This window comes from Pseudomonadota bacterium, from assembly GCA_016711215.1.
Taxonomy (GTDB): Bacteria; Myxococcota_A; Polyangia.
In genome coordinates this window covers 388,248-400,625 of record JADJTL010000003.1, presented here as the reverse complement: position 1 = coordinate 400,625, position 12,378 = coordinate 388,248, and the positions used below count along the sequence as shown (strand labels likewise).

Sequence of the window (12,378 nt, the reverse complement as noted above, 5' to 3'; positions counted from 1 at the left end):
GGCCGCGCTCGGGTTGGCCGCTGTCGACGCAAACTTCCTCGAGGCGATGCTGGCGCGTTGGGAGGGCGATCCGACGAGCGTCCCGGCGTCGTGGCAGGCTTTCTTCGAGGGCGTCGCCTTCGCCGGGGGGATGGCTCGTGCGGCGCCGGGCGGCGGAGCCGCGGCACAGGCGCATCGCGCACAGGCGCATCGCGCACAGGCGCATCGCGCACAGCCGCATCGCGCGCAGGCGGCGGTGGACAACCTGATCACGGCCTATCGGCGCAGGGGCTACCGCGTCGCCAACACCGATCCCCTGGGTGGCGGGGAGCCCGCGGTGCAGCCGGCCACCCTGACGCTCGAGCATTGGGGCCTCGGCGAGAGCGATCTCGAGCGTGGCTTCGACGTCGCCTGGGCGCGGCAGCCCGCGCAGCGGCTGCCTCTGCGCGAGATCGTCGCGGGCCTGCGCCAACGCTACTGCGGGGCGGTCGGCGTCGAGTACATGCACATCGAGGAGCGTGAGCCACGCGAGTGGGTCGCCGCGGAGATCGAGTCGGCGCAGGAGCGCAGCGGTCTTTCACCCGAGCGACGGCGCGCGATCCTGCAATCGCTGACTGATGCCGAGCTCTTCGAGAAGTTCACCCATAGTCGATATCCCGGGCAGAAGCGCTTCTCGCTGGAGGGCGGCGAGACGCTGATTCCCGCGCTCCATGCCGTGGTCGAGCTCGGGCCGACGCTCGGCGTGCGCGAGGTCGTGCTCGGGATGGCCCATCGCGGGCGACTCAACGTGTTGGCCAACGTCATCGGCATGTCCTACGAGACGATCTTCTCCGAGTTCGAGGGCAACTTCCTCCCGGAGTCCTTTCAGGGCGATGGCGACGTCAAATACCATAAGGGCTATAGCGCTGATTGGGTCACGCGGACGGGCGAGCGGCTGCATCTCAGCCTGACCGCCAATCCGAGCCATCTCGAGGCCGTCAGCCCGGTGGTCCAAGGGCGGGTGCGCGCCAAGCAGCGCAGGCGGGGCGACACGGAGCTGCGCACCAGCGTGTTGCCGCTGCTCTTGCATGGCGATGCGGCGTTCGCAGGGCAGGGTGTGGTCGCCGAGACGCTCAACCTATCGCGGCTGCCGGGCTATCGCACGGGCGGCACGCTCCACGTCGTGATCAATAACCAGATCGGCTTCACGACGACGCCCGAGGAGGGGCGCTCGACCCGCCAGGCCACCGACGTGGCGAAGATCGTCGAGGCGCCCACGCTCCACGTCAACGGCGACGACCCAGAGGCGATGGTCGGGGCGATCGAGTTGGCGCTGCGCTTCCGCCAGCAGTTCCATGCCGACGTGGTGATCGACATGCTCTGCTATCGGCGTCATGGGCATAACGAGGGCGATGACCCGGCGCTGACCCAGCCGATGCTCTACGCCAAGCTGCGCGAGCGCCCGTCGGTGCGTGAGCTCTATCTGCGCCGCCTGGTCGCCGAGGGGGTGCTGACCGACGACGACGCGCAGGCGCATGCGAGTCAGTTCCGCCAGCAGCTCGAGCAGGCGCATGAATCCGCGCGGCGGCGCAGCGTGACCGTGCAGGTCCAGGCCTTCGGGGGCGCCTGGGAGGGGTTCGATGCGCCCTTCAGCTTCGATCCTGTCGCGACCGGGGTCACCGCGCCGCTCCTGCAGGAGGTCGCCGAGGTCCTCTGTCGCGTGCCTGCTGGGTTTCGCCTCAATCCGAAGGTGGCGCGCCAGCTGCCCGCGCGCCTCCAGGCCAGCGCCGGCGACGGCGCGATCGACTGGAGCTTTGCCGAGCTCTTGGCCTTTGGCACCCTGCTGCGCGAGGGCACGCCCGTCCGTTTGAGCGGTCAGGACAGCGCGCGTGGCACCTTCTCGCAACGGCACGCGGTCTGGCAGCACATGGACAGCCCGCAGCACTACGTGCCGCTCAACGAGCTCCACCCGCAGCAGGCGCATTTCTGCGTTTACAACAGCACGCTGTCGGAGGCGGCGGTGCTGGGCTTCGAGTATGGCTACGCGTTGAGCGAGCCGGGTATGCTGATCCTCTGGGAGGCGCAGTTCGGCGACTTCGTCAACGGCGCGCAGGTGATCGTCGATCAGTTCATTCTCGGGGCCGAGTCGAAGTGGCAGCGTGGCTGTGGCCTCGTGCTGCTGTTGCCGCACGGCTACGAGGGTCAGGGGCCGGAGCATTCCAACGCCTATCTCGAGCGCTTCCTCCAGGGTTGCGCGCGGCAGAACGTCCAGGTTTGTGTCCCCTCGACGCCCGCGCAGTACTTCCACCTGCTGCGCCGCCAGGTCAGGCGCGCGATGCGTCTGCCGCTCATCGTGATGACGCCGAAGAGCTTGTTACGCCACCCGCGGGTCGTCTCGCCGGCCCGCGCGCTCTGCGAGGGCGGCTTCGCCGAGCTGCTGCCGGATCCTCAACCGCCGGCCCGCACGCGCAGGCTGGTGCTTTGCTGTGGCAAGCTGTTCTGGGAGCTCTTCGCCCGACGCGAGACCGATGGTGTGACCGATGTCGCGCTCTTGCGCCTCGAGCAGCTCTACCCGCTGAATGAGGCCCTACTGCGGCGCAGCGTCGCCGATCATGCTGAGGCGACGGAGCTGGTGTGGGCGCAGGAGGAGCCGCAGAATCGCGGCGCCTGGAGCTTTCTCGAGCCGCGACTGCGCGCGCTCTTTCCCGATCGACCGCTGGGCTACGTCGGTCGCGAGGCCAGCGCGAGTCCGGCCACGGGCTCGTTGCGCCGGCATCGGGAGGAGCAGGAATGGGTGATCAAGGAGGCGCTCTACGGCCGCGAGGCGGGCGTAAGGGCGGTGGAGGTGGCCGATGACCGTTGACGTCGTCGTGCCGGCGGTCGGCGAGTCGATTCGCGAGGGCGTGCTCGTCGCTTGGAAGGCCGCGGAGGGTGAGCTGGTCGCGCGCGACCAGCCGCTCTTCGAGCTCGAGACCGATAAGATCACGATGCAGATCGACTCGCCGGCGGCCGGGTGCCTGGGCATTCGCACGGCGGCCGGGGCCCAGGTGCGCGTGGGCGAGGTCGTCGGCGTGATCGACGAGGCGCAGCAGGCGGCGGCCCCAAGCCCTGCCACCCAGCCCGACGCATCTCCCGTGGAAAGTGCGCCGGCGGAGGCTCCTGCGCCGCTGCCGTCTCCCGCGGCGACCGTCCTCCCGCCCTCACTGCGCCGGCTGGCCCGGGCTCACGGCCTCGACCGCGCCCGTCTGGGGCAGGTGGCCGCTGAGGGGAGGGACGCGCGGGCTGAGGCGTCGCGGCTGATTACTGAGGCCACGGTCGGGTCGCAGCCGGCCTGCGCGCCTCCAGCGGCGCGCGAGACGCGCCGCACCCTGAGCAGCCTGCGTCGGCGCGTGGCCGAGCGCCTCGTACAGGCGCAGCAGCAGGCGGCGATTCTGACGACCTTCAACGAGGTCGACATGAGCGCCGTGCTGGCGCTGCGCGCGCGCCATCAGGAGGACTTCGTGCGGCGCCACGGCATCAAGCTCGGGTTGATGTCCTTCTTCGTCAAAGCTGTGGTCGAGGCGCTGAGGCGCGTGCCGGCCTTCAACGCGCGGCTCGATGGGGACGAGCTCGTCGAGCAGCACTACTACGACCTCGGTGTGGCGGTGGGCAGCGAGCGCGGGCTGGTCGTCCCCGTGCTCCGCGACGTCGATCGGCTCGGCTTGGCGGCGATCGAAGGTGGTATCGCCGCGCTCGCCGAGCGCGCCGCCACGGGACGGCTCGAGCTCTCCGAGCTGCAGGGCGGCTGTTTTACCCTCTCCAACGGCGGTGTCTACGGCTCTTTGTTGTCGACGCCGATCCTCAACCCGCCGCAGTGCGGCATTCTCGGCATGCACACGATCAAGCGGCGCCCCGTGGTGGTCGACCAGCACGATCGCATCGAGGCGCGGCCGATGATGTATCTGGCGCTTTCCTACGACCACCGCATCGTCGATGGCCGCGAGGCCGTCAGCTTCTTGCGGCATGTCGTCGACGCGGTCGCGGCGCCCGAGCGGCTGCTGCTCGAGCTCTGAGCCCCGCCGCCTCGGTGCAGTCGATCGGCCTCGAGGGCGTGCTGCCGCTGGAGCGCCGGCGGCCGTGCTAGAGTGAAGGGGTCGGTCGACACCTATCGCGCGAGCTGAGCATGACGCGAGCCCCGCTTTCCCTGACGGTCGATGGCGGTGACGAGCAGGCGTCTCCGCCGATCGAGTTGCCGCCCCAGCGCGTCGTCTATTTCGGACCCTCGGAGGCTGCGTTCACGGCGCTGAAGCGGGCGCTCGGACGCGTGAGCGGCTGCAGCTGCCCCGACCCCGAGAGCTCGCGGATGCAGCTCGACTGCCTTGGGCTGCAGACGCTCTGGGAGCTGCAGCTCGACCATGAGCGCTTGCTCGAGGCGCTGCAGACGACCTATGTCAACCTGCTCGTGGTCGACCTGCGCTGCCTGGTCGACGATACCTGCATTGACGTGCGGGCCGATGAAATGGTCGGCCTGATCGACCGCCTCGACGAGCTTTCGGATATCGAGACGCGCTTCGGCTTCCATCGCATCGTCGCGCTGCTGCCGGCTGCAGACACGACGGCGGTCGATCGGTTGATTCTGGCGCTGGGACGGCGCGGCATCGGCGCCGTCTTGCGGCAACGCCAGGCGAGCACTCAGCCGCTCTCCGAGGCGGGCGCCGGCGAGCCGAGCGCCGGCCAGGTCGAGCTCGCCCAGTTGCTGCTCGCCGAGACCCACCGGCTGCTGACCGCGCCGCGCCGCGAGAAGCGCGCCCTCTGCGCGGCGGGCGGCGGCATCACCGGCATCTACTTCGAGATGGGCGCGCTGAAGTGCCTCGATGACTGTCTGGGCGGGCATGGCATCAACGACTTCGACCTCTACTTCGGTATCAGCGCGGGCGCCGTGGTTACCGGACTGATCGCCGCGGGCTACTCGATCGATGAGTTCATGGCCTCGGTCGCGGGCGTCGAGGGCGGCCGGCTCGGGCGCATCGACATGCGGCTCTTTCGGCTCTCGCACGTCGACTATCCGGCGCTGGGAAGGCGGATCTGGCGCGGCGCGCAGCTGGGAGCGGCGGCCCTACGCCGGCTGATTCCCTTCGGTGGTGGGCCCTCGTTCGAGTCGCTCTTCTTCGACTCGGCCGAGCTGATGGTGCCGCTCTTTCGCGCCGACGGCTTCGAGCGGACCATTCGCCAGGCGCTGCTGGCGCCGGGCGCGACCAACGACTTCCGTCTGCTGCCGCGCCCGCTCTTCATCGGGGTCACCGACCAGGACGAGCGCGAGCACGTGATCTTCGGCTCGACCGGGCACGACGACGTCCCGATCAGTGTGGCGATTCGCGCCTCGCTCAGCCTCAACCCAGCGTTTGGCGCGACGCGGATCGGTGGCCGCTTCTACGAGGATGGCGGCGTGACGCGCACCTCGAACTTCGTCGAGGCGATCAAGCGCGGGGCGGGGCTGATCTTCGTGCTCGATCCCTTTGTGCCCTTCGTCTCTCGCGCGCCGGGCTTCGCCAGTGCGCGAGGCATGCTCTTCAATTTCGATCAGAACATCCGCACCGTCTCGTATACGCGCTTTGAGAACACGCGCGGCTGGGTGCTGCGCCGCTTCCCAGATGTGCGCTCCTATACCTTTTTGCCCGCGAATCGCCTGCGGCAGCTGATGTCGGTCAGTCCCTTCGACCATCGGCCCTATCTCGAGATCTGGCGCGGTGCGTACCTCTCGACGCTGCAGCGCATTCAGCGCCTCCAGCACCGGATGCGCGGCGAGCTGGGGGCCTTCAGAATGCGGCTCGGGCTCGAACGCGCCGAGGCCGTGGCCGACCGCCTGGAGACGGCGCGGCAGCTCGAGTTCGCGGACTTCTATCCCAACGGCCGAGTCGAGATCAGGCGCCCGCCGCTCTGCTTGGACCGCGCGCGCGCAGAGCCCGGCGACCCCGGCGACCCAAACCCGGGAGAGCTGAACCGCTCAGCTACTGCTGCGGGCAGGTAATCGATGCGAGCGGTGTGGTGGCTGCGCCGATGGTGCGCAGCAGGTCGTAGAGATCGGGGTCGTGGTCGGCTAGCCATTGGCGGGTGAGGCCGAAGGTGGCGCTGGCAGCTGGTTCGACGCTGTAGTGGGTCACGCCCTGGGCGAAGTACTCCGCCCTGTTCGTCGCGGCGTAGGCGTCGGCGAACACGCCGGCAGTGCGCGCACGCTGGTAGAGCGTCGTGATGCAGTCCTGGAGGGTCCGCGGGGCGGCGGCGTCGAATTGATGCGCCACGTCGTGCGCCGCCACGTTGGTGGTGCCGAAGACATGTTCGCTGACGTAGGCCAGGTCGACGACGCCGAGTTGGCCCTGCGTGCGACCCGGATCCTCGTCGATCGAGTGGTCATTCGCGCCGGCCAGAGCGATTCGCGCGCGGTCGACGCCTGCAGCGGGCGGACCTTGCCCCCGGGCAGCCGCTGGCGCTTCAGCCCGCCGTGGGTCGCGGGCGGACGCCGAGGATGTGGCAGATGGCGAAGGTCAGGTCAGCGCGATTGAGCGTGTAGAAGTGGAACTGCTTGACGCCGCCCGCGTGCAGTGCGCGGCATTGCTCGGCGGCCACGCAGGCCGCCACGAGCCGTCGCGTCTCCGCGTCGTCGTCGAGTCCGGCGAAGAGCTCGGCGACCCAGCGCGGCACGCTGGCACCGGCGCTGGCGGCGAAGCGCGCCATCTGGGCGAAGTGGGTGACGGGGAGGATGCCCGGAATCAGCGGCGCGGTGATGCCCGCTGCGAGGGCGCGATCGAGAAAGCGGAAGTACACCTCGACGTCGAAGAAGAACTGCGTGATCGCCTCGGTGGCGCCGGCGTCGAGCTTGCGCTTGAGGGCGTCGAGATCCGCCTGGGCGCTGCTCGCCTCGGGGTGCAGCTCGGGATAGGCGGCGACGCTGATCTCGAAGTCCGCGACGCGGCGCAGGCCCGCGACGAGGTCGGCCGCGTAGGCGTAGCCTTCCGGATGCGGCTCGTAGCGCGTGCTCCCCGCCGGGGGATCGCCGCGTAGGGCGACGATGTGACGCACTCCCACCTCCCAGTAGTGCCTGGCGATCGCGTCGATCTCGGCGCGACTCGCGCCGACGCAGGTCAGGTGCGCTGCTGGCTCCAGCGCCGTCTCGCGGCGCAGCCGCGCGACGGTCGCGTGGGTGCGCTCGCGCGTCGAGCCACCGGCGCCATAGGTCACCGAGACGTAGGCCGGGCGCAAAACGGCCAGTCGGTCGATGGCCGCCCAGAGGCGCGCTTCGGCCTTATCGTCCTTGGGCGGGAAGAACTCGAAGGAGACCGCGACGTCCTGCGGCAGCGGTGAAGCCACCGGCATCAGCAGAGCGCTGGCCGTGGGCGCGCCCGCGGCGCCGACGGAGCTTGGATGGTGGTGCGTCACCGCTTGCCGGTTCCTGTCGCGCGCTCAGCGGTTGCGCAGCAGCTGACGCAGCACCGTGTGCAGGATGCCGCCGTTGCGGTAGTACTCGACCTCGACCGGCGTATCGATGCGGCAGATCGTCTCGAAGCTGCGCACGCTGCCGTCCTCGCCGCGCGCCTCGACGCGAACACGCTGCCGCGGCCGCAGCTTGTCGTCGATGGCGATCGAGAGCAGCTCGCGTCCGCTCAGCGCCAAGGCAGTCGGCGCGGCGTCCTCGACGAGCTCGAGCGGGAGCACGCCCATCCCCACGAGGTTGCTGCGATGAATGCGCTCGAACGAGCGCGCGATGACCGCGCGCACACCCAGCAGGTAGGTGCCCTTGGCGGCCCAGTCACGGCTGCTGCCCATGCCGTAGTCGTGGCCCGCCAGCACGATCGTCGGCACCCCGGCGTAGCGGTAGCGCTGCGCGGCCTCGAAGATCGTCAGCACCTCAAGGCTCGGGAAGTGCGTGGTGAAGCCGCCTTCCTTGCCGGGCGTGAGCCGATTGCGCAGGCGGATATTGGCGAACGTGCCGCGCGTCATCACGCGGTCGTTGCCGCGGCGCGCACCATAGGAGTTGAAGTCCTGGTGGGCGACGCCGTGCTGCAGCAGGTAGGCGCCGGCCGGGCTGCTCTTGGCGATCGATCCCGCGGGGCTGATGTGGTCGGTGGTGACGCTGTCGCCGAGCAGCGCGAGCAGTCGGGCGTCGGCGATCGGCGCGATCGGCTGCGGCGCGGGCGCCATGTCGACGAAGAAGGGCGGCTGCTGGATGTAGGTGCTTTGCGCGTTCCATTCGTAGAGCGTGCCGCCGCTGATTGGAATCGTGTTCCACTGCGCGTTGCCCTGCTCGATGCCTGCGTAGCAGCGGCGAAAGACCTCGGGATCCTGGGCGGCATCGAGGTGGGCGGCGATCTCGGCCTGGGTCGGCCAGAGGTCACGGAGGTAGACGCGCTGCCCCTCGCGGCCATAACCGAGCGGCTCCTGATCGAGGTCGATGTCGACGGTTCCCGCCAGCGCGTAGGCCACCACCAGCGGCGGTGAGGCCAGGTAGTTGGCGCGCGTGTGCGGATTGATGCGGCCCTCGAAGTTGCGATTGCCCGAGAGCACGCTGGCGACGACCAGCTTGCCCTCTTCGATGGCAGCCATCACGGGTGCCGGCAGCGGGCCGCTGTTGCCGATGCAGGTCGTGCAGCCGTAGCCCACCGTCTGGAAGCCGAGCGCGTCGAGGTGCGAGCTGAGTCCTGCTCGGTCGAGGTACTCAGTGACCACGCGCGAGCCGGGGGCCAAGCTGGTCTTGACCGTCGGCCCGACGCTCAAGCCGGCCTCGACGGCCTTCTTGGCGAGCAGGCCGGCGGCGAGCAGCACCGAGGGGTTGCTGGTGTTGGTGCAGCTCGTGATCGCGGCGATTACGACGCTACCGTGGGTTAGGGCAGCGGTGCGGCCGTCGGGGTAGCTGACGGTCGCGCGCTCGCTCGTCTGCGCCTCCGACAGCGCGAAGCCGCGCTGCTCGGTCGAAGCGCGCAGGGACTGCTGCCACGACTCGCGCAGCCGCGACACGGCGACGCGATCCTGGGGCCGCTTGGGACCGGCGACGCAGGGCTCGATCGTCTTCAGGTCCAGCTCGAGCACGGCGGCGAAGTGCGGCTCTGCGGCCTGGGCGCCGCGGAAGAGCCCCTGCTCCTTGCAGTAGCGCTCGACCTGATCGAGTCGCGCGGCTGAGCGCCCCGTGCGCCGCAGGTAGCGCAGGGTCTCGTCGTCGACCGGGAAGAAGCCCATCGTCGCGCCGTACTCGGGCGCCATATTGGCCACCGTGGCGCGGTCGGCGAGCGAGAGCGCCGCCAGGCCGGACCCGCAGAACTCGACGAACTTGTTGACCACCCCGTGTTCACGCAGGAGCTGCGTCACCCCCAGCGTCAGGTCGGTGGCCGTGACGCCCTCGGGCAGTTCGCCGATCAGGCGCATACCGACGACCTCGGGCGCGAGCAGGTAGATCGGCTGGCCGAGCATGACGGCCTCGGCCTCGATGCCGCCGACGCCCCAGCCCAGCACCCCGAGGCCGTTGATCATCGTCGTATGCGAGTCCGTGCCGACGACCGTGTCGGGATAGAGCACGGGCCCTGCCTCGCCGGAAGGGCTCTCGGTCCCTTGCTGCACGCAGGTGGCGAGGTATTCCAGGTTGACCTGGTGGACGATGCCGCTCGCCGGCGGCACGACGCGGAAGTTGCTGAAGGCCTGCTGCCCCCAGCGGAGGAAGGCGTAGCGCTCGTGGTTGCGCTCGAACTCCAGCTCGGCGTTGCGGGCCAGCGCGCTCGCTGAGCCGTAGGCGTCGACCTGCACGCTGTGGTCGATCACCAGGTCGACGGGGCATTGGGGATTGATCTGGGTCGGGTCGCCGCCGAGCGTCGCCAGGGCGCTGCGCATCGCGGCGAGGTCGACGACGGCCGGCACGCCGGTGAAGTCCTGCAGAATCACGCGCGCTGGCTTGAAGGGGATTTCGAGCTCGCCTGGGCGCTGCGGATCGTAGCCACAGAGCTTGGCCACGTCATCGCGCCGCACGGCGTGGCCGTCCTCGCCGCGCAGCAAGGCCTCCAGCAGCACCTTGATCGAGTAGGGCAGTCGCGTGACGTCCGCGACGCCGCTCTCGGCCAGGGCGTTGAGGCTGTAATACGCGACGGGGCCCGAGGCCGTCTGCAAGCTGCGTCTGGTGCCGAAGCTGTTACGGGGGCCGGATTTGAGCGCCATGGGATCTCCGCCTGAGAGCTGCCAACACAGCAGCCTATGACCCCGACGCGCGAAGGGTCAAGGCGCGCCGGCTGTCGTGTCAACGCCGGCTGTCGGCCGCGGCGACGACGAGGCGGCCGACCGAGCAAGGGTAAGGGGCGTCGTCTGCTAGGGGAGCGGCGCGAGCTGCTGGGGCCTCTGCTCGGGTCGCGCGGCTGCAGGCTCGCGCTGAGGCTGGAGCGGGGTGCCGCTCGCTACCTCGCGACCCGCCTGATAGTTGCGCTTGAGCCAGAGTCGGCCATCGGGGCGCCACCAGGTCCAGGTGTCGGTGCGTTGGCCGTCGCGGTACTGGCCCCTGCTGCTGCGTGCACCGTTCGGCCAGGTCCTCGACCAGGGGCCGACGGCCTGGCCGCCGACGTAGCTGCCCTGCTCGGCGATGCGCCCGGTGGGGTGCCATTCCAGCCAGGGTCCTTCACGCTTGCCGGCGCGGTAGTCGCCCGAGGCCGCGCGGCGGCCGTTGGGGTGGAACATGGTCCAGCGACCGATCGGCAGGCCGTCGGCGTAGGAGCCCTCGACGCGTAGCGTGCCGTCGCGAAACCAGCCGCGCCAAAGGGTAGTCTCGTGGTCCACCTCGAAGTTGCCCGCGAGCATGCGCTGACCGTTATCGAAGTAGAAGGTCCAGGGGCCCTCGCGGTGGCCGTCGACGTACTCGCCGGCGCGTTGCACCTTGCCGTTGGCGTGCCACCAGCTCCACCAGCCGACGCGTTGCTGCTGCGTCTTGCCATCGGGCAGCGGGTAGCAGCGCTGACAGCCCGTGACGCGCTCGGTGGTGTCGACCAGTGGCTGTCCGCCGCGGCTGAGACAAAGGGCCTCTTCGCGGTCGAGCGGTGTGTCGAGGCGGAAGGAAACCCTGCGCCACGGACGCCCCGACTCCCACCAGAGGGTGAACTCGCCGTCGCGCTGGCCGGCGCGATAGGGCCCCGCGCTGGTGCGCTTGCCCTCCGGGCCGAAGGTGGTCCAGACGCCATCGCGCTGGTCGGCGACAAAGGGCCCCTTCTGCCTGAGGACGCCCGTGTAGTACCACTCCTGCCATGGACCCTGGCGCAGGTCGTTTGCAAAGCGCCCGGCCCAGACCCTGACGCCGTTGGGATAGAAGGCCTCCCAATACCCCGTCCGCTGCGCCTTGGCGTAGCGGCCCTGCACCATCAGCGCGCCGTCCTCGTAGAAGCGCTGGTAGGGGCCATCGGCGCGGCCCGCGCTGTAGGTGACGCGCTCCTTGGCCGTGCCCCGTTCGTAGTAGTGCACCCAGACGCCGTCCCAACGCCCCGCGCGATAGCGGCCGCGGACGCTCGGCTTCCCGTTGGGGAAGTAGGCCAGCCAGTCGCCCTCGCCGGCGACGATTGTCGAGCTGCCGAGCACCGTGCCATCGGCGCGGCGAAAGACGTGCGTGCCGACCGGGACGTCCTCGCGGTACTCGCCGCGGTGCAGCCGATGGCCGTCGGGGTGGAACTCGCTGAAGGTCCCGTGCAGGAGGCCTCGCCGGTAGGTGCCGCGCCAGGCGAGCTGGCCGCCGGCATGCCACCCGGCCCAGGCGCCCTCGCGCAGTCCGTCGACCTGGCAGCCCTCCACCCGCTCGTCGTAATCCTGCTGCCACTTGCCGCCGCGCTCGCGGCAGCGCGCCTCGGTTGGCCCCTGGCGCTCGTCGGCGCGAAAGGTGACCTGATGCCAGGGCTGGCCGTTGGCGAACCACTCCTCGAAGGTCCCCTCTGCCCGTCCGTCGACGAAGGGTCCCTGCCGAATCCGCGTGCCGGTGGCGTCGTGGAAGCTCCAGAGGCCGACGCGCCGCCCGGCGCGATAGCTACCGGTCGCCGCCAGCGTGCCCCCGGGATGGTACTCGTGCCACCGGCCTTCGCGCTCGCCGCGCGCGTAGCGGCCCTCGAGGAGCCGGCTGCAGTCGGGTCCGTAGGAATATGCTGGCCCTTCGAGCACGCCGTGCTGGTAGTGACGGAGCCAGGTCTCCTCGGCACCGGGTCGCGAGCGCCAGACGCCCTCGCGATGGCCGCGCAGCAAACAGCCCTCACCGTCGCGCTGGGTCGTCCAGCGACCACCGGCCTTGCGGCAGGGCGGGGCTGCGGCGACCACGCCAGCGCCTTCCGCTGTGGCGCTGGCCTCACCAGCGGCACGGTCCAGCTGCACGCCGAGGCCGATCACCAGCACCGCGACCGCGACCAGGCGCGGCGGCCAGCGCGACTCTTCGCCTGCCATCGC

General features: G+C 70.2%; 7 protein-coding genes. 3 read left to right on the top strand and 4 right to left on the bottom strand.

The window, feature by feature from the left end; all coding sequences use genetic code 11:
• Positions 1-46: 46 nt before the first annotated feature.
• The 3 genes from IPL40_10620 (at position 47) to IPL40_10610 (ending at position 5,965) form a co-directional block, all read left to right on the top strand.
• Positions 47-2,821 carry a 2-oxoglutarate dehydrogenase E1 component gene (locus IPL40_10620; GenBank protein ID MBK8481616.1) on the top strand — a complete coding sequence of 925 codons (2,775 nt, stop codon included), beginning with the start codon at positions 47-49 and terminating at the stop codon, positions 2,819-2,821.
• Positions 2,811-4,010 carry a 2-oxoglutarate dehydrogenase complex dihydrolipoyllysine-residue succinyltransferase gene (gene odhB, locus IPL40_10615; GenBank protein ID MBK8481615.1) on the top strand — a complete coding sequence of 400 codons (1,200 nt, stop codon included), beginning with the start codon at positions 2,811-2,813 and terminating at the stop codon, positions 4,008-4,010. Before IPL40_10620 ends, odhB begins: the two co-directional genes overlap by 11 nt.
• A 110-nt stretch (positions 4,011-4,120) precedes the next feature.
• Positions 4,121-5,965 carry a patatin-like phospholipase family protein gene (locus tag IPL40_10610; GenBank protein ID MBK8481614.1) on the top strand — a complete coding sequence of 615 codons (1,845 nt, stop codon included), beginning with the start codon at positions 4,121-4,123 and terminating at the stop codon, positions 5,963-5,965.
• Here IPL40_10610 and IPL40_10605 read toward each other — a convergent pair.
• The 4 genes from IPL40_10605 to IPL40_10590 form a co-directional block, all read right to left on the bottom strand.
• Positions 5,946-6,236, bottom strand: coding sequence for a hypothetical protein (locus IPL40_10605; GenBank protein MBK8481613.1), 291 nt, complete (start codon positions 6,234-6,236; stop codon positions 5,946-5,948). The two genes, IPL40_10610 and IPL40_10605, sit on opposite strands and share 20 nt — an antisense overlap.
• A gap of 190 nt (positions 6,237-6,426) precedes the next feature.
• Entirely contained in the window at positions 6,427-7,308 is an 882-nt protein-coding gene (gene metF, locus IPL40_10600) for a methylenetetrahydrofolate reductase (GenBank protein MBK8481612.1), read from the bottom strand.
• Positions 7,309-7,395: 87 nt separating this feature from the next.
• Positions 7,396-10,131, bottom strand: coding sequence for an aconitate hydratase AcnA (acnA, locus tag IPL40_10595; GenBank protein ID MBK8481611.1), 2,736 nt, complete (start codon positions 10,129-10,131; stop codon positions 7,396-7,398).
• Positions 10,132-10,278: 147 nt separating this feature from the next.
• Positions 10,279-12,375 (bottom strand): hypothetical protein, encoded by a 2,097-nt coding sequence (locus IPL40_10590; GenBank protein MBK8481610.1) that lies wholly within the window; start codon positions 12,373-12,375, stop codon positions 10,279-10,281.
• Positions 12,376-12,378: the final 3 nt, after the last annotated feature.